This is a genomic window from Filimonas effusa (genome assembly GCF_004118675.1).
In the GTDB taxonomy this organism is placed as follows: Bacteria; Bacteroidota; Bacteroidia; order Chitinophagales; family Chitinophagaceae; genus Filimonas; species Filimonas effusa.
In genome coordinates this window covers 1,855,201-1,874,018 of the sequence record NZ_SDHZ01000001.1, presented here as the reverse complement: position 1 = coordinate 1,874,018, position 18,818 = coordinate 1,855,201, and the positions used below count along the sequence as shown (strand labels likewise).

The window sequence follows — 18,818 nt, the reverse complement described above, 5'->3', positions numbered from 1 at the left end:
TCTTATAATGACATTATATTTACGCTACAGCATTAAATAACGCTACGATTAATTGATATGAAAAGAATAACTCTCTTTCTCTGTCTGTTTTCCTTCACCGGCATAGCCCCTGTCCTGGCACATGCCAACGTCCCCGATTCGGTTTACCTGTTCTCTTACGCCACAGTTAAGAACGGCGGGCGAACAGGCTTGCAGTTTGCATGGAGCCCCGACAAAAAAAGCTGGTTCAATATCGGCGAAAACTATGCATTTGTAAAAAGCGATTACGGTCGCTGGGGAAGCGAGAAACGCATGAACCAGCCCTTCCTGATACAAGGCGCCGGAGGCAACTGGCAATGCGTATGGGGATTAAACGAATATGAACCCGTATTTGCCCACGTAAGTTCTCCCGACCTTGTTTACTGGGGCCGCCAGGATTACCCCGTTCAGAAAGGTGTGGCAAACTGCCTGAAACCTTCCATACAATACAACGCCGGCACAGGCAGCTATGTAATTGTGTACACCGCATCTTCAGGTAATTACTATCGCGTATCTACCAAAGATTTTAAAACTTATACCTCCCCCGAACAGGTAACAGCCGCAGCTTATATTTCTGACGAAGTAACAGTGAGCCTGCCGGAAGGAGAGATGCAGGGACAGGTTCACCGCGTAGCCTGGAATGCTGTAGATAAAATGATAAAGCATTACGAATGGCAGCAATACAAAAGGCTGCAGAATGCCGAAACAACAAAACAGGACGAACAGCGTTTCGCGGGCATCAAACCCGTCGCGGTCGACGTAACAGTACATCCCGGACAAGCTAAAGCTATAAGTGATCTCTTACTCGGTATCTTCTTTGAAGATATTAACTACGCTGCCGATGGTGGTTTATATGCCGAACTGGTGCAGAACCGCGATTTTGAATATGCATTGGATGATAAACAAGGCCACGATACAAGCTGGCATGCTAAGCATTCCTGGAAACTGGAAGGCGCAAACGCACAGTTCACTATAGAAACTGCACAGCCCATACACCCCAATAATCCCAATTACGCCGTATTGGATTTCGGTGCAGCAGGAGCCAGGCTCATAAACAGCGGCTTCGACGGCATTACATTGAAAAAAGGCCAGCCCTATCGCTTCTCTGTTTTCACACGCGCACTGCAGGGAAAGCCAGGTAAGCTGCAGGTAAAACTGGTTGGTAAAGATGGAAAGGAATTGGCTGCAGGCACCTTGCCGGCGCCCGGCAACTCCTGGAAAGATCAAACGATAATAATAACACCTGTTGCTGATGTGGCAGATGCACAGCTCGAACTGCAACCTTCAGGTTCCGGCAGAATAGCCATCGACATGGTATCGCTCTTCCCGCAAAATACCTTCAAAGGACGTAAGAACGGCTTGCGTGCCGATCTGGCCCAGGTTATTGCCGATATCCATCCAAAATTCGTCCGCTTCCCCGGTGGCTGCGTGGCTCATGGCGATGGCCTGGGGAACATCTATCGCTGGAAGAATGCTATAGGGCCGCTCGAAGCACGCAAACCCCAGCGCAACCTGTGGGGATACCACCAGACCGCAGGATTGGGATATTTCGAATACTTCCAGTTCTGTGAAGATATTGGCGCAGCGCCCGTTCCGGTTATTGCAGCCGGCGTACCATGCCAGAACTCAGGCGTTGGCGGTGGCGGTCAGCAGGGCGGCATTCCTATGGATGAAATGGATGCCTATATCCAGGATATCCTCGACCTCGTAGAATATGCCAACGGCGATGTAAAAACTACCTGGGGTAAAAAACGTGCCGAAGCAGGCCACCCCGCACCGTTTAACCTCAAATACATTGGCATCGGTAATGAAGACCTCATCAGCGACGTGTTTGAAGAACGGTTTACAATGATCTTTAACGCAATAAAAGCAAAACATCCCGAAATCTCGGTGATAGGTACCGCAGGCCCTGCATCCGAAGGAACAGACTATGAAGAAGGATGGGGCATAGCCACTAAGCTGCAGGTGCCGCTCATCGATGAACACTACTATCAGCCCCCCGGATGGTTTATAAATAATCAGGACTATTACGATCGGTACGATCGCACTAAATCAAAAGTATATCTCGGTGAATACGCCGCACATTTACCCGGCCGCCCTGTTAACCTCGAAACGGCTTTGTCCGAAGCATTGTATCTCACATCACTGGAGAGGAACGGCGATGTGGTAAGCATGGCTTCCTATGCGCCCTTACTGGCGAAAGAAGGTCGTACGCAATGGAACCCTAACCTCATCTATTTCAATAATACTACCGTAAAACCTACAGTTGGCTATGAGGTGCAAAAACTCTATGGCATACACGCAGGCGATGAATATTTCCCGTCAACGATAAAGCTGAGCAATAACCAGGATGCAGTAAGAAAACGGGTAGCAGTATCCGTAGTGCGTGATAGCCATACACAGGATATCATTATTAAAATGGTGAACCTGTTACCGGTCCCCGTGGTGCCAACTGTCAACCTGCAGGGTATCACCGGCATCTCGGCCAGCCGCACGGTATTGAAAGGCAACCCCGACGATAAACAGCTGAAACCCGAAACCATCTCCTGTAGCGTAACCCAGGCTTTCGATGGCGGATTGCCTCCCTATTCATTCACCATCGTTCGTGTAAAAACGAAAGAATAAGATAATTGTAACGTCCTAAAATAAGTAGACAGTTAGAAAAGAACTCCCGGCTTCCTTAGGTTGCCGGGCTTTTTGTTTTATAGAGCTGCTCTGGCGTTTTACCCAAGCCCCCACCCGCTTAATAAATACCCGCCTTATCGCCGTTTGCCCCGCAACGTTTCTTATACTCACGTTTTTTTTAGCATTATCGCTTGTTTTGACGACTATATAAAAAATAGCTATATATTTGTTGCATTAGCATTTGCACTACATGTCAAATATCTGGAAGAACATAATAGCAAGACCTTCTTAAACTGCTGCTGTTGCTGCCCGCTTCTCATTGGGTAGCTTTCCCCTTTTACTTTTTACATATTCCTTTAATCATAATTCTAATCAACAACTACGTTGTATGAAGACTATTATTGAGCCATTCCGGATCAAATCGGTGGAGCCTATTTATGTAACTACACGTGAAGAACGCGAAAAGTTACTGGCAGAGGCACATTACAATCCTTTCCTTTTAAAAGCCAAAGACGTGATCATCGACCTGCTTACCGATAGTGGAACAGGCGCAATGAGCAGCGATCAGTGGGCTGGTATCATGAAAGGCGATGAAAGCTATGCGGGTAGCCCAAGCTTCTATCGCTTCGAATCGGTTATCAGGGAACTTACAGGCATGCCCTTCGTAATACCCGTTCACCAGGGCAGGGCGGCAGAAAAGATCCTGTTCACGATCAAAAGTGGTAAAGGCAAATACATCATCAGTAACACCCTGTTCGATACAACCCGCGCGAACGTTGAATTTGCAGGCGGCGAAGGTGTTGACCTCCTTTGCGACGAAGGCCGTCAGCCTTCCCTGGTAGCGCCTTTTAAAGGCAATATGAATGTAAAAGCCCTCAAACAGTTTATTGCCGATAAAGGGGCCGAAAACATTCCGCTCGTCATTATCACGGTTACCAACAACTCCGGCGGCGGACAGCCCGTAAGCATGGAAAATATCCGTGCTGTAAAAGAGGTTTGTAAAGCCAATAAAATTCCTTTCTTCATCGATGCCTGCCGCTTTGCAGAGAACTGCTATTTCATTAAACAGCGCGAAAAAGGTTATGAGAATAAAACGGTAAAGGAAATCGCACAGGAATTGTTCTCCTATGCCGATGGCTGTACCATGAGCGCAAAGAAAGACGCATTTGCAAACATCGGCGGCTTCCTCGCCATGCATGATCCCGAACTCGCCGAACAATCCCGCAACCTGCTCATCATTACCGAAGGATTCCCTACCTACGGAGGCCTCGCCGGACGTGATCTCGAAGCCATTGCTACAGGTCTGGAAGAAATCGTTCAGGAAGAATATCTCAAATACCGCATCCGCAGCATCGAATACCTCGGCGAGAAACTCGACGCCGAAAATATCCCGTACATAAAACCAACAGGTGGCCACGCCCTCTATATCGATGCAAAGGCGTTCCTCCCGCATATCCCCGCCGATCAGTACCCCGGCCAGGCATTGTCCTGCGCCCTCTACCTCGAAGGCGGCGTGAGAGGCGTGGAAATAGGCTCCGTTATGTTTGGTAAATATGATGACGACGGAAAACTGGTTTCACCCGATAATGAACTGGTGCGCCTCGCCATCCCGCGTCGTACCTACACCCAAAGCCATATCGATTACCTGGCAGAAGTGATTGTGGAAGTGTTTAAAAAACGCCGGGAAATTCATGGGGTCGCTATTACATACGAATCCCAATACCTGCGTCATTTCACGGCGCAATTCAAAATGCTGTAAATAAGGCTACTTTTGCGCTTTAAATCTATTTTGTTTGAGCGCATCTGTTTTCCTGATAACGCCTCCGTTTACGCAGTTGAATACGCCATACCCGGCCACTGCCTACCTGAAAGGTTTTTTGAATACAAAGAACATTTCAAGCTATCAGTCCGATCTTGGCATAGAGGTCACGAATGTTCTGTTCTCTCAGCAGGGGCTGCAGCAGCTGTTTGCCGAAGCAGGCGCCGCTGCACAGCCCCTGTCTGAGAATGCACAACGTATGGTGGCTTTACAGGAAGACTATATCTACACCATAGATGCGGTCATCCGCTTCCTGCAAGGCAAAAATCCTACCCTGGCGCATCTGATAGTCAAACGCGGTTTTTTGCCCGAAGCAAGCCGCTTTGCACAGCTCGACGACCTGCAATGGGCCTTTGGCAGCATGGGTAAACAGGATAAGGCCAAACACCTGGCCACCATGTACCTCGAAGACCTGTCCGATCTTATCACAGAATGTGTTGACCCGCACTTTGGCTTCAGCCGCTATGCCGAAAGACTGGGACGCTCCGCCGCCAGTTTCGATGAGTTGTACGCCGCCATGCAACAGCCTTATTCCTATATCGATAACATCCTCCTCGGGTTGCTGGCCACCAAAATGGAAACGCTGCAGCCGGCGCTGGTAGCGCTTTCTGTCCCTTTTCCCGGCAACCTGTACGCAGCCCTGCGATGCGCACAATGGATAAAACAACATTACCCCCACGTAAAACTGGTAATGGGCGGCGGCTTCGCCAATACCGAACTGCGCTCCCTATCGGATGAACGTGTATTCGAATTCCTCGACTTCGTTACGCTCGACGATGGTGAGGCCCCCATCGAAAATCTTGTACGTTATATCGCGGGCGAACTACCCCTCGCCAGCCTCAAACGTACCTTTGCACTCGCAGAAGGTAAGGTCGTTTATATCAACAACGAAACCTGCCACGATTACAAACAGTCCGACGTAGGTACCCCCGATTACAGCGATCTGCTGCTCGATAGCTACATCTCTGCAATAGAGGTCGTCAATCCCATGCATAGCCTCTGGAGCGATGGCCGCTGGAATAAGCTCACAATGGCGCATGGCTGCTACTGGGGCAAATGCACCTTCTGCGATATCTCACTTGACTATATCCGCCTGTACGAACCAATAGCCGCACGACTGCTGTGCGACCGCATGGAACAGATCATCGCACAAACAGGTCAGAATGGCTTTCATTTTGTCGACGAAGCCGCCCCGCCCGCATTAATGCGGGCGTTGGCGCTCGAAATCATCCGCCGTAAACTAACTGTCAGCTGGTGGACCAACATCCGCTTCGAAAAGAGCTTCACACGCGACCTCTGCCTGCTCCTGAAGGCCTCTGGCTGCATCGCCGTGTCCGGGGGGCTGGAAGTGGCGTCAGACAGGCTCCTGGCCCTTATTCAAAAGGGGATCACAGTGGCTCAGGTTGCACGCGTCAACCGCAACTTCTCCGAAGCAGGTATCATGGTGCACGCCTACCTCATGTATGGCTTCCCCACTCAAACAGCACAGGAAACCATCGACTCCCTCGAAATGGTCCGGCAAATGTTCCAGGCAGGCGTACTGCAATCCGCCTTCTGGCACCAGTTTGCCATGACGGCGCATAGCCCCGTCGGACTGGAACCCGAAAAATTCGGAGTGGTGCGCGAAACGGTAGTGACCGGAAGCTTCGCCAACAACGACCTCGTCCATTCCGACCCCAATGGTGCCGATCACGAAGCCTTCAGCTTCGGATTGAAGAAATCATTGCTCAACTACATGCACAGCAACTGCCTCGACTACCCCCTGCAGAAATGGTTCGATTTCAAAGTGCCCAAAACAAGCATAGCACCCGATTACATAGTCAAAGCCTTGCTGGAAGAGGAATTCATAAGCACAAAGCCTACCACAAAAATCATTTGGTTAGGCAAAAAGCCCGCAATAGAGATCTTTACCAAATCAAAAAAAGGCAATCAATGGGAAATGGCTTCCCTGAGCTTCCAGGGTAAAAAAGAAACAGTGAATTTCAGTGTGAGTAAACCACAGGGCGAATGGCTTGTCTTGATGTTGGCATTGATATCCGTAACCAACGAAAAGATCTATACGCTACAGGACATAAAATCACATTACGAAGCCGCTGGTTTAGAAGACTTTGAACTGTTCTGGGATAACAAACCTGTGAACGGTTTATATAAACTTGGATTACTACGGTTATAATAATAGGGGGTAAACCACTAAAAATTTCCTCTAAGGAAATGGTAGATTTGCTGGTGTTTGGAGATAAATGTTAATTAAAACAAAAAACAGGGTTTGGGCATCCCCCTTTTTCGTTTCTCAAGCGTCTTTATAACACACGACTTAAATTGTCAGCATAACGTTTAAATAACTCTTGTTAGTTTTCTCATGTATATATCCCGGAATTGTTTCTACTTTTCCGGTTTTTTTTTGCCCCAGGGTCTAGTTCATGACAGGCAGGTGATGTGTAAAGAAACGCCCTGCCGCCAATGCATATTTCTCACGGTAGGCCTTGGGTGTTAAACCGGTGATCCGCAGGAACAGGTTCCGGAACGATTTCATATCGCCATACCCTACATGACACATGATCTCCATCATGCTGAGGTCGGTATGCTCTAATAGTTGCCTCGCAGCTTCTATCCGGGTTTGTTGCAGGTAATCGATAGGGGTAACGCCCGTCGCCTGTTTAAAGCGGCGGACAAAATTGCGCTGGCTTACCGGGATTTCCCGCACCAGGGCGTCCACAGTGGTGATATCCATATAACGCTTCTCCATTTGCTCCTGTATATTCTTGACCACACTGTCCGAATGATTGCGGATAGGAGAGAAGCCCGCAAAATGCAGCTGCTGCTGCCGGTCCATATCAATGGAGAACATCTTGGCCATCTCTATAGCCATGCTGCGGCCACAGTATTTTTCAAGCAAATACAGCATAAGATGAAAACTGCTGGTTGCACCTCCGCTGGTGTAAAGCCCGGCATCATGCGTTACAACGGCTTCCGGCTGTAACAGCACATGAGGGAACAGCTTTTTAAAAACAGGCGCGGCCATAACATGCGTAGTAGCCCGTTTGCCATTCAGAAGACCCGTGGCGGCAAGCAGAAAAGCGCCCGTGCAAAAACTCGCAATAGGAACACCCAGTTGATATTGCGCCACTATCCAACTGATAAATTCCCGGTTTTCGCTAACCGCTGCGCCTAAGTCGCCGGAAAGAAAAGCCGGAATGAATACCAGATCGGCTTTAGGCACCAAAGGCAGATCGCCCGCCCCAGCCACTTCTATATGAAAGAATGGAGGAAGCCCCTTGTGCTGGTACTGCTGGTTAACAGAGTTGAACACATCCAGGATGGCAGCCATACTAAGCGGACGTACCTGGCAGGTATTGAGTACAATAAGTTTGATCATAGAGGACGGTATGAGACTAACTACAAAATAAATCTTTTTCGAACGCCAATGCGCCTTAAACGCATGTTTTTACATACGAAAACACATTGAGGTCCGGTTTATAAAGGAACCTGAAGCAGGATTAAAGATGAATTAATAATAAACGGCGCAGCCTACGATTCTTTGACGGCAGTGGTGTAACTGGCATACTCCTCATCCATCCTTGCAGTATAGGTAGTCATGCTCATATGATCCTGTTTACGGAACGCATCGCCGGTAACCCATAAACGCAGAATGCGGGATGCCCGGAAATCGCGGTACTCCTGCCTTAAATGACACCAGGCGATGATATGCCAGTTGAGCGCATAAAAAATAAGACCAATAGGCTCTATTTCCCTCTCGCTTATCTCCCCCGCAACATTCTGGTAATGTATTTTAACAACAAACCGCGCACCTATGGCCCGCTGAAGATCCGATAACCAGGCAAAATCGTTCGTGGCGCCACACGGAGAGAAACTCGTGATCTGCGCACCTAATTGCTCCAGCCTCTCTTTCTGAGTGCCCCGTAATACCGCTTTTACTTTATTGAGCGCCGTTGTATAATGCTGTTGTATCGATTTGTCCGCAAACCGGCTGGTGATCGCCTCCATCAGCAGCAGGGCGTTAGCCTCTTCGTTGGTGAATGAAACAGGCGGCAGAAAATAACCCTGCACTATAAAATAACCCCGCTGGTTCTCAAAACTAATGGGTACACCCGTTTCTGTAAGCGCTTTAATATCGCGGTAAACTGTCCTTACACTCATGCCAAACTGCGCCGCGATAGCGTCGGCAGTAACATACTTTTTCGATTGTAAAGTAATGAGAATGGCAAAAAGCCGGTCAATGCGGTTCATTTTCTAAAAGTACCAATTTCTCATGGTTCCCGGAAGAGAGCATGTTGAAACGGATGAAAAACGAAGTGCCTTCCCCCTCCTTGCTCTTGAACCAGATCTCCCCATTGTGCTGCTCCACTATTTGTTTGGTAATATACATCCCAAGCCCGGTGGAACTTTCGCCGTTCGTACCGGTCCTCTTGGCACGGGTGAATTTGTTGAAAATATACGGTTGATCGCTCTCTGGTATGCCAATGCCATTGTCCTTTACCATGATCGTGAACCTGTCCTTTTCTGTCGTGCTCGATATATGGATGGTGCCGCCAACAGGAGTGAACTTGATGGCATTGTAAAGCACATTATGAAGTGCCCGCTGAAGCTTTCCCCGGTCTGCCCGGAAATAATACTTCTGCGGAGGCGGTACATTATCGATAACGATCTGCTTTTTCGATATCAGTCCATTGACCGATAAAAGACAGGCTTTCAGGAAATGACCAAGCTCCGTAATGGTAAAAGTGGGCGAATCATGCTCCACAAGCTCCGAAACCAGCAGGTCATTGATGATATCCGTGGCAATTTCGCACGACTGCTTCGAGTAGTCCAGCAGTTTCCTGTCCTCTTCCTTATGAACCTCGTGCTGTAATAGCTCGTTGATACTGATGATATTCGCCAGCGGACTTTTAAGATCGTGTACCATCAGCTGCACCATCGACTGCTGCTTCTCTACCGCCTGGCAGAGATAATCAACGATATCATTCTTGTAAATAACCCCCATAAGGGTATTGCTGTCGTCATAAACCGGTAAAGCGTCAGTATGGGTTTGCCGCATCAGGCTAAGCGCTTCCCGGACAGATTGTACCGGCGATACACCCGGCTTTGGCATCATGCAGTCTATAACAAGATTATGAGGTTTCCTCAACACATCGTTAGCAGTAAGCATACCAACAGGTTTGTTCTGATCCATAACAACAAGCGCATTGTTATCGGACAGGCTGTGCCGGATACTGGATATGCCTTCGTAAGCATCAACTACCTGAAAATCGTTTTTAATGAAACGGCTTATTGTCATACATCTCCCACTTCAATTTCAAAATTATTGTAGGATATCTTCACTTTGAAATCGACCCTGATCAATTCCCCTTCGGCAACAAAAGGGAACACTTTTTCCTGTAATATCGCTACAATTTTTTCTGCCGGTAATTTACGGAGGATTCGTCTTTCTATGAAAATGGCTTCTATGGTCTCCTCCTCAACTTCAATCAGCTGGAAGGCGTTGGGGGCCAACAACTCAAGTGATTTAGTAAGTCCTATTTTACCCTGCGGCGCGTTCTTCCCTAACACAAATATCTCCTGGAATGGCGGAAGCTTTACTTCGCCAAAACTCAGGTTAATTGAATACTTCATGGTTATGTCGGGCATAGGCATTGAATGTCATGGACAGCCATGCCTGAAGCCAATTTTTCTATTCATATACGTACAAATAGAAAACCTGGATGAGGGCGCTTTCTAGTGCTGTCAGGGTTTAAAAAACAAATATAAGTGATTACGCCTGAAATAAGGGGGGCTGAGTTTTCTGCCGAATAACAAAATCTGCGCTCTATTTTTGTAGCATGGAAAAACCAGTCTTAGTAGTTAAGTTGGGCACAGCTGTCATTTCTGGAAATGACGGTGTCATCAGTCGTTCCATTGTACAAAAAGTAGCCGCAGGCATTGCCGCACTGTCCGAAACCTACCGCATCGTTTTGGTTTCCAGTGGCGCCGTAGGCTCCGGGAAATCATATATCCGCCATTACAAAGGCTCCATCACCGAGCGTAAGGCCGCCGCCGCAGTTGGTAACCCCATCCTGATCCTGTTATACCAGAAATATTTTAATAAATATGGCATCCCGGTAGCACAGGCCCTCTGCGAACGCCATCACTTCTCCCGCAGACGCTCCTTCGTTCAGCTGAAAGAAACCTTCGCCGCCTTCTGGCAAAACGGTATCCTGCCCATCGTGAATGAAAACGACCTCGTCAGCAATATTGAACTCAAATTCTCCGATAACGACGAACTGGCTACGCTCATCGCCATAGGCTTCGACGCCGAAACCATGATCATCTGCACCTCCGCAGGCGGATTTATGGACAACGACAAGCAGATCATCCCGCATGTGGCGAAAATCGATAATACCATCCTCGGCTACGTTAAAACCGATAAAAGCAGCCTCGGACTGGGGGGCATGACCTCAAAGCTTACTTTTACCCGCCTGGCCGCTTCGCTGGGCATCCAGGTCATCATTTGCGGCCTTGGCGGTAAAGCACCCTTTATGGCAGCCCTGAACGGAACCAACGGCACCACGTTTAAAGCGCAGTCCTCCAACCTCAAGGCACGCCAGAAATGGCTCGCCAGCGGTTCTATCACCCTCGGAAGTATATTTGTCGATAAAGGAGCCGCCAAAGCTTTACACCAGCGCCGCAGCCTGCTAACCGTAGGCATTACCTCTATCCAGGGTAAATTCGGCGCAGGCGAAGTGGTGCAACTGATGGATGATGAAGAAACCATCATCGGCGTCGCAAAGGTTAAACTCGATACTCAGGCCATCATCGATAGCGTTTCCCGTAAAAATGTCGTAGCAGCGCATGCCGATGATATCGTTATTTTCTAAAAAAAGACCCCATGAAAACAATAGAACCCTTACTTGTCAAAACCGCTAAAGCAGGCATCGCTTTACGCGCCGCCGGCGAACAGCAGATAAAAGCCTGCCTGCGTACGCTGGCAGCTTTACTGGAGCAGGAAACCGCCGCACTGATACAGGCCAATCAAAAAGACCTGGGCAGGCAGGATCCCGGCAATCCGCGTAACGACCGTCTGCTTTTAAACGAAAAACGGATAAAAGCAATTGCCGGAAGTATCCGTAAAGTGATCCGCCTGGCCGACCCCTCCGGTAAAACGCTCGATAAACGTAAGTTGCCCAATGGCCTGCTGCTCGAAAAAATAGCAGTGCCCCTGGGCGTTGTAGGCGCTGTTTATGAATCACGCCCCAACGTAACTTTCGATATAGCCGCCCTATGCATCCGCAGCAGGAATGCCTGCGTGCTCAAAGGCAGCAGCGAGGCAGCCGATACCAACATCGCAGCCCTCAAACTCATCCATAAAGCCCTGAAACAACATGGCATCGACGCCAATTGTGTCACCCTGCTGCCACCCGAACGCGAAACGGTAGCACAGTTGTTCGCCGCTACAAAATATGTAGATGTGCTCATCCCCAGGGGCTCCGCTTCTCTTATCCAGTTTGTACGTGAAAACAGCCAGGTACCCGTCATAGAAACAGGCGCCGGTGTATGTCATGTATATGTTGAAAAAGAAGCCGACCTGAACAAGGCGGTCGATATCGTGGTCAATGCAAAAGTATCCCGCCCCTCTGTATGTAATGCAATGGATACGGTGCTCGTTGACGCAGCTATAGCCCCTGCTTTTCTTACAGCCATACAGCCGCAGATGGAGAAGTTTGGCGTAGAATTATTGGCCGATCCTGCGGCTCATAAACTGCTGAAAGGATATCCTCATTTGCAGAAAGCAACGGCAGCAGATTTCGACAGGGAGTTCCAAAGCCTGAAATGTGCAGTTAAAGTGGTAAAGGATCTGGATGACGCACTGGAACACATCCGCCTGCATTCAACAAAACATTCCGAAGCAATTGTATCAAAAAATAAACAAAAATGCCGCCGCTTCCAGCAGGAAGTAGATGCTGCTGCAGTTTACTCCAATGCCTCCACACGCTTCACCGATGGCGAAGAATTCGGACTCGGCGCCGAAATAGGCATCTCAACACAGAAACTACACGCCCGCGGCCCCTTCGCCCTCGAAAAGCTCGTAACGGAAAAATGGATCATCACCGGCAAAGGCCAGATCAGATAACAATAGACAGAAGTTAAAAGATGGCAGACGAAATGGAATAAGAACAGCCAGTAACTAAAGGAGCGCAGATGATCTGATCCCGGGACTATTCAATTTTTTCTAAAACCTCGGACAGGCAACAGCATTCTTGCTGCTGTTATAACGGTCGGAGAATGCAGCATAAGAAAGTGATATTTCAAAAGCATTCGCAACAGTGCCACTCGTCTTAAGACGCGATAAATTGGCATCGTAACTGCACACCAGAGAGAAAGGTTTGTAATCGAGTTTTACAACAGGTATGATGGCGTCCTTCGCGCGTATCACTGCACCAAACTGAACAGTATATTGCGGCTCTTCCGGGTCATCACCTATTTTATAGCCATACAACGCACCCACAAGGGTTTCGTTGTAAGAACCTTGCCTGGTATAGTTGGCATAAACAGTGACGAAAGAAGTTTCTCCCGCCGTTAACTTTACACCTCCCGATAACTCCCATTTGGCATTCAGCTCAACCTCCGGATTTTTATAGAAAGAATTCTTTGGCCTGTTAAGATGATGATAAGCGATCCCTAAATAATAATTGTCCTGCACTCTTTCCGCAATAGAAGAGTTGAAAGAAAGGCCTATACTGCCGTCTGCATAGCTATAACGGTTGTTGGCGAACAGCTCCCCATCGGAAAGCGAAGGATTGTAACCAAAGCCATCATACTGGTTATTGGTAGTTACTTTCGAACGGTCGAAACTGCGCTGCACAAGACCACCCATGATGCCAAGCGACAAATACTTGGTCTTATCATCCCGTAGCGCTTTATGATAGTTCACCGCAGGCATCACATAAGTGGTGGCGAGGTTTACGGTACCGGCCCGGTCATACAACAACTGCATGCCCATAGTAATAAAGTCGTTATTACTGCCGATAGGCTTTTTTACCTCTGCTGCCAGTGAACCCGTTTGGTAAGGCACAGTAACAGAGCCCCATTGCGTACGGTATACGCCTTGTATACGTACATCGCCATCAAAGATCCCCGCCAGGGAAGGGTTTCTCAGGAGCGGCGCCTCGAAGAACTGGCTGAAATGCGGATCCTGGGCCCGTATATAGGTGATGCCGGCTGGCAGTAACAGGATAAACAGGGATATTGTCTTTTTCATTCTAACACACTTTGTCTTTTATAATTATCGCAGCAGCGCGATGTTGCCTTTATAGCTTACGATGGTATTGTTCTCGCATACCACTTCCATGATATATACGTACACATCGGCTGATGCCGGTTTGCCGCCGAAATTGCCATCCCAACCATCCTGTGCCGAATTGGCATTGAAGTTCAGCTTCTCAAATACAGGCTGACCCCAACGGTTAAAGATGCGAAGCGATTTAATGCTGATGAGACCACGACCTCTTGGATAAAACTGGTCGTTCATCCCGTCATTATTGGGTGAAAAGGTGTTAGGCATGAAAATGTTGGCGCCATTGCACAATACATGCACCGTTACCTGGTCGCTGCTGGTACAGCCGCCGGCATTGTAAACGCGTGCAGTATAAACGATATCTCTCTTGGCGCTGATGATGGGTTCAGGACAATTGGTACAGCTCAGCCAGTTACCAGGCGTCCATACCCATCTGTTGATATCATCGGAACTGCTGGTACGTAAGGTATCGCTATAACCAATGTTAAGGTTGCGTACACTATCACCGAGTATATGGAATACCGGGATGGGGAATACAGCAACGGTTACATTCACTTTCTGTGAAAAACAGTTTTTGGTATCTGCACCTGTCAGCACATACGTGGTAGTGGCCGAAGGTGAAGCTACCGGGTTGGGCAGGGTAGCATTGCTAAGACCCGTTGCAGGCTCCCAGCGATAGGTTTCTGCCCCGCTTACATTAAACTGAACCGATTCGCCGGTACAAAGACTGTCATTCCTGTATCCCTTGAGATTGGGCGGCAGCTTTACGTCTACAAACAGCGAGTCGTAATTCACACAGCCAAAGTTGGTCCGCCCCGTTACATGATACCTGGTGCCTGCAGCAGGGGTAGCTACCGGGTTGGCACAGCTGGTACAGCTAAGCGTGGGATGCGCCTGCCAGGTGTATTGATCCGCCCCGCCGGCTCTTAGCCTCAGCGGCACATTCAAACAGATAGAGGTATCTAAACCCGCATCTACGCTGGGCAACGCAAGAACAGTAATAGTATGTTTTATCGTATCGGCACATCCCCGGGCATTGCGGCCAACAACTTCTACCGGGTAAATGCCAGGCTCCGGGTAATTGTAGGTATTGTTCTGGACGCGTGACGACTGGCCATTACCATATTGCCAATACCATTCTGTAACCGCCGGATCGGCTTTGATATCGGACGCTTCAAAACGTACTGCATTGTTAAAGCACGTAGAATCAGGAGCCTGCAGTCTAACTACAGGGCTACTGTATACACGTATAGGAAGTGATTGTGTAACGGTTTTGCTGCAGCCTTTCTCCGTATTTACCGTAAGAGATACCGTGTAGGTGCCATTGTTGCGGTAAACATGGGTGGTGTTGGCTGTAGAGGCCGTTGAACTGTTATCGCCGAAAGACCATTGGTAGCTTTTAATACGGTCGTTATAAGCCTGTGAGGCATCGGCAAAAGCCATTTTAGAAGAGTCGCATCCCGATTGTAATTGGGTGCTCATACTTGCCGCTACATCCGCTACAACAAGGGTATCCTTTCCCGTAACACTTACCCTGCAATTAAATGAATCGGTAAGTATCAGGCGTGGCGTGTACTTGCCATAACTGGCATAAGTATGTGTTACCAGTGAATCCTGCGTTGGCAGAATGGTACCGTCTGTAAAATCCCATATGATGGATTGTGTATTACGGGTAGCGGCCCTCAAGGCAACCGGTGCCGGCGTACAGGAGAAAAGCGGTGCATACTGGATGGTGCCGCTGGGTCCAAGCACCGTTACTGTTTTACGTGCCGTATCGGTACAGTTGCCATATCCTTTTGCAATAAGTGTAAGCTGGTAAACGCCACCCTGGATATAGGCATGTTCCGCATTAGCCAGTACAGAAGTGGTGCCATCGTCGAAATCCCATTTCACTTCTGTAAAATATTGCGAAGTGTTCTGAGGACGCGCAATAAGCGGCGGACAATTGATGAACGTATCTAACAGGCTGAACGAAGCAATAGGATTGGATACTGTTACAATATTGTTTTTAAGAATACTGTCGGTACAGCCAAACCTGTCACGCACCAGCAGCGATACGTTGTACGAACCTGCATTACGGTAAGGATGTGTAGGCTGGGCAGCAGTAGCAGTAGTGCCGTCGCCAAAGTTCCAGCGGTAAGAAAGAGAAAGCCCCTGCGAATTGTTTCTGAAGCTTACATCGTTCGAAACACAGCGTATCGGCTCAGGCAATGTAAAATCGGCCTTAGGATCGGCGATAGTGATAGCCTGGGCTTTAGTGATGCTGTCTTTACAGCCGCTTGCATCGGTTACAACCAGCTTTACATTATAATTGCCCGCTTTACTGTAGGTATGTGTAAATGGTGTATTGGAAAAGTTGCTTACGGTGCCGTCGCCAAAATCCCATGTCCACTGTGTAAGCGCATGCGTACCGTCGGTTTTGGTTTGATCGGTGAAAACCAGGTTGTCATTGTCTTTAAGACAGGCGCCGGCCTGGTTGGTAAACGCTGCAGCAGGACCATACACTGCAAATGAAGCATTTTGTTGTGTGCTTACAGTACAGCCGTTGATGTCTTTGGCCGTTAACGATACGGTATAGTTGCCCGCATTGGCATAAGCATGTGTTACGGCAGATGCATTACCTGGCCCCGCGCTGCTGCCGTCGCCAAAATTCCAGGTGAACGAACTGATATTGGCAGCGTTGAAATCCGCAGCGGTAAACCGGATATTCTGCTTACGGCAATAAGGTGCAGCAGGTGTATAACTGAAACTTGGATGCTCATCCGCAACTACAATGGTAGCCCTGGCGGTATCGTTACAACTGCTGTTGTAAACTACCAGCCTCACCTGGTAAGTGCCCGGGGCAGGAAAAGTATGTTGCGGATGAGGAACAGAAGAGGTTTGCCCATCGCCAAAATTCCACTCCCAGGAAGTGGCAGCAATAGAACGGTCGGTAAAGGTTCTTACAAACGGACTGTTACAATCTAATGTTGGCGTAAAGCGCGCTATAGGAGCGTCTACATGAACAAAGTTTTTCTTCTCTAAGGTATCGGAACAGAAGTTATTGCTGACGATAAGCGTAATATCATAGTACCCGGTGTCTTTATAACCATGTTTGGGATTTTGCTGCGTACTGGTAGCATTATCGCCGAAGTTCCAAAGCCAGCTGGTGATATTCCCTTTCGAAGAATCGCTGAATGTAAATGGCCTCGATCCGCACACAGATGGCGGTACAGCCGAAAATCCGGCAACAGGGCGTGGCGCAAGTATCACCGCCTGCTGAAGTGTGAAGGTGTCACTGCACCCTTTATTCGTTTTTATGATCACCGATACATCATAGGTGCCGGCTGTTGTATAAGCATGCGCCGGCCTGGCTTCAGTACTGGTAGCGCCGTCGCCAAAATTCCATAACCACGATGTGGGGGTTTGTGCACCATCGGTGATAGCCGACATCTCAATTGTCTTTGGCGCACACCCGGAATAGGGGAGGTTGGCAATACCGGTAATACGGGAAGGGCCTATGTGTATAAGCCTCGGTTGCGTTAAGGTATCGCTGCAACCTCCGGCGTTGTACGTAATGAGCGTTACATTGAAGTAACCCTGTTTCTGGTAAGTATGTGCAGGTTGCGCTGTAGCAGATGAATCGCCGTCGCCGAAGAACCATTTATAGCCGGTAGCGCCTACAGAACTGTTGGTGAAGTTCACCGTTGCTACGGGAGCGCAGGATTCATCCGGTCCTGCCGTAGTAAAAGCGGTTATAGGCCGCGAGCCAACGGTAATACTTTGGGAGGCACTGTCGACACAGGCGCCGAAATCGGCTTTCATTTTCACTTCATATACACCGGGCGCGGTATAGCTATGCGTGGCATTGATGCTGCTGGCAGTAGTACCATCGCCAAAACTCCAGGTAACACTGCGTGGCGTTGGCGATGAAGTATTGGTGAACGAAAGCGGCTTACCGGTACATCCACTGCTGCTAAGTGTGAACGACGGTACGATATTGCCGATAGTAATGGATTGCGAAACTGTGTCACTGCACCCGTTCTCGGAGAAAATGATCAGCCTTACAGGATAGGTGCCCGCTGTATTATAAGTATGTTCAGGAGAAGCCGACCGGGCAGAATCCCCATCGCCAAAAGACCATTGATAAGAGAAATTACTGGCTCCTGACGACTTATCTGCAAAGCGTATCAATGAAGGCGACTGGCAGGCATTGGCATAGGTGTAAGTAAAATCAGCTTTTATTTTAGCGCTTGTTTGCACAAAAGCATTTTTCTGCAGTACCTGCTTACACCCGAAACTGTTTTGTATCGTAAGAGAAACATTAAAGTTCCCCTGGGTAGTATAAGCATGCTGTGGGTTAAGCAGGGGAGATATCTGCCCGTCGCCGAAGTCCCAGATCGAAGAAGTAATAGTGCCTGACACAGGATTGCTTAAGTTCGAAAACTGCACCTGCATCGGCAAACATCCGCTGGTAGGATTGGCTGAAAAAGCCACTTCAGGTTTACCATATACCTCTATATAGGCGGTTCGGATGGCGGAGTCGGTGCCCTGTGTATTGCCGGCGACTAGTACAACAGTGTATATACCGGGCTCGGTATATATGACACCAGGGTTTTGTTGCGACGAAATTGTTCCATTGCCAAAGTTCCATTGCCAGAACGTGGTATTGGAAGAAGAGGAGTCTCTGAACTGCACAACCAATGGTGCGCAGCCTCTAAGCGCATCTGCAGAGAACCGGGCAACAGGCTTTTGAGCATAACCTTTAGTGGTTACAGCCAGGCACAGGTACGTGCAAAGGATTTGGATTATGTTCTTATAAAGTTTCACGGTACGGGGCTCCTATTTACGGGGCAAAGTTGAATTTAGTTTTTCTTTAAAGGTTAGGATGAAGCTTATATAAGAATTAAACGCACTTATATGATTATTAATTAGCTTATAAAACACTTAAGAGCGTCATCACTTTGTCATGTATATTCTAAAGAAATGCAAAAATGTGGCCAAACTGGATACTGTTTGAATGCCTGACAATGAAAAAAAAATATTGGTCAGCTGCCCGAACAGTACAGGTTAAGAAATGTTTATGTT

11 protein-coding genes are annotated in these 18,818 nt (G+C 48.4%); 5 read left to right on the top strand and 6 right to left on the bottom strand.

The genetic code is table 11. The annotated features are described in order from the left end of the window. Positions 1–57: 57 nt before the first annotated feature. The 3 genes from ESB13_RS07060 to ESB13_RS07050 all read left to right on the top strand — a co-directional run bounded on the left by ESB13_RS07060 (position 58) and on the right by ESB13_RS07050 (position 6,635). On the top strand, positions 58–2,643 hold the full coding sequence (locus tag ESB13_RS07060; RefSeq protein ID WP_129002308.1) for an alpha-L-arabinofuranosidase C-terminal domain-containing protein: 2,586 nt from the start codon (positions 58–60) through the stop codon (positions 2,641–2,643). A 388-nt stretch (positions 2,644–3,031) separates the two neighbouring features. Beyond that, entirely contained in the window at positions 3,032–4,402 is a 1,371-nt protein-coding gene (locus ESB13_RS07055) for a tryptophanase (protein ID WP_129002307.1), read from the top strand. Between the two features lie 34 nt (positions 4,403–4,436). Then, entirely contained in the window at positions 4,437–6,635 is a 2,199-nt protein-coding gene (locus ESB13_RS07050; RefSeq protein WP_129002306.1) for a B12-binding domain-containing radical SAM protein, read from the top strand. Between the two features lie 240 nt (positions 6,636–6,875). On the opposite strand, the gene ESB13_RS07045 is transcribed toward ESB13_RS07050, so the two are convergent. The 4 genes from ESB13_RS07045 to ESB13_RS07030 all read right to left on the bottom strand — a co-directional run bounded on the left by ESB13_RS07045 (position 6,876) and on the right by ESB13_RS07030 (position 10,093). After that, positions 6,876–7,838: a GlxA family transcriptional regulator gene (locus ESB13_RS07045; RefSeq protein ID WP_129002305.1), complete on the bottom strand. Its 963-nt coding sequence runs from the start codon at positions 7,836–7,838 to the stop codon at positions 6,876–6,878. A gap of 152 nt (positions 7,839–7,990) precedes the next feature. Next, the gene (locus tag ESB13_RS07040) at positions 7,991–8,710 is read right to left on the bottom strand and encodes a helix-turn-helix transcriptional regulator (RefSeq protein ID WP_129002304.1); all 720 of its coding nucleotides are present in this window, start codon (positions 8,708–8,710) and stop codon (positions 7,991–7,993) included. Further along, entirely contained in the window at positions 8,697–9,758 is a 1,062-nt protein-coding gene (locus ESB13_RS07035) for a sensor histidine kinase (protein ID WP_129002303.1), read from the bottom strand. The genes ESB13_RS07040 and ESB13_RS07035 overlap by 14 nt, the downstream gene beginning before the upstream one ends. Further along, positions 9,755–10,093, bottom strand: coding sequence for a hypothetical protein (locus ESB13_RS07030; RefSeq protein WP_129002302.1), 339 nt, complete (start codon positions 10,091–10,093; stop codon positions 9,755–9,757). Before ESB13_RS07030 ends, ESB13_RS07035 begins: the two co-directional genes overlap by 4 nt. Before the next feature lie 206 nt (positions 10,094–10,299). Here ESB13_RS07030 and proB point away from each other — a divergent pair, with 206 nt between their 5' ends. Together proB and ESB13_RS07020 are read left to right on the top strand one after the other, a co-directional pair. Continuing rightward, entirely contained in the window at positions 10,300–11,334 is a 1,035-nt protein-coding gene (gene proB / locus ESB13_RS07025; RefSeq protein WP_129002301.1) for a glutamate 5-kinase, read from the top strand. Between the two features lie 11 nt (positions 11,335–11,345). Beyond that, positions 11,346–12,587, top strand: coding sequence for a glutamate-5-semialdehyde dehydrogenase (locus ESB13_RS07020; RefSeq protein WP_129002300.1), 1,242 nt, complete (start codon positions 11,346–11,348; stop codon positions 12,585–12,587). 99 nt (positions 12,588–12,686) lie between these two features. Here the strand turns inward: ESB13_RS07020 and ESB13_RS07015 are convergent, their stop codons facing one another. Together ESB13_RS07015 and ESB13_RS07010 are read right to left on the bottom strand one after the other, a co-directional pair. Continuing rightward, positions 12,687–13,715 carry a PorP/SprF family type IX secretion system membrane protein gene (locus ESB13_RS07015; RefSeq protein ID WP_129002299.1) on the bottom strand — a complete coding sequence of 343 codons (1,029 nt, stop codon included), beginning with the start codon at positions 13,713–13,715 and terminating at the stop codon, positions 12,687–12,689. Positions 13,716–13,739: 24 nt separating this feature from the next. After that, a complete protein-coding gene (locus ESB13_RS07010; protein ID WP_129002298.1) occupies positions 13,740–18,560 on the bottom strand; it encodes a PKD domain-containing protein in 4,821 nt (1,606 codons plus the stop codon). Between the last annotated feature and the right edge of the window lie 258 nt (positions 18,561–18,818).

What these genes read in the sequence shown, in the direction of transcription:
- proB (WP_129002301.1), top strand. Translation starts at nt 10,300, where the DNA reads ATGGAAAAACCAGTCTTAGTAGTTAAGTTGGGCACAGCTGTCATTTCT.
- ESB13_RS07055 (WP_129002307.1), top strand. Translation starts at nt 3,032, where the DNA reads ATGAAGACTATTATTGAGCCATTCCGGATCAAATCGGTGGAGCCTATT.
- ESB13_RS07040 (WP_129002304.1), bottom strand. Translation starts at nt 8,710, where the DNA reads ATGAACCGCATTGACCGGCTTTTTGCCATTCTCATTACTTTACAATCG.
- ESB13_RS07020 (WP_129002300.1), top strand. Translation starts at nt 11,346, where the DNA reads ATGAAAACAATAGAACCCTTACTTGTCAAAACCGCTAAAGCAGGCATC.
- ESB13_RS07060 (WP_129002308.1), top strand. Translation starts at nt 58, where the DNA reads ATGAAAAGAATAACTCTCTTTCTCTGTCTGTTTTCCTTCACCGGCATA.
- ESB13_RS07035 (WP_129002303.1), bottom strand. Translation starts at nt 9,758, where the DNA reads ATGACAATAAGCCGTTTCATTAAAAACGATTTTCAGGTAGTTGATGCT.
- ESB13_RS07015 (WP_129002299.1), bottom strand. Translation starts at nt 13,715, where the DNA reads ATGAAAAAGACAATATCCCTGTTTATCCTGTTACTGCCAGCCGGCATC.
- ESB13_RS07045 (WP_129002305.1), bottom strand. Translation starts at nt 7,838, where the DNA reads ATGATCAAACTTATTGTACTCAATACCTGCCAGGTACGTCCGCTTAGT.
- ESB13_RS07030 (WP_129002302.1), bottom strand. Translation starts at nt 10,093, where the DNA reads ATGAAGTATTCAATTAACCTGAGTTTTGGCGAAGTAAAGCTTCCGCCA.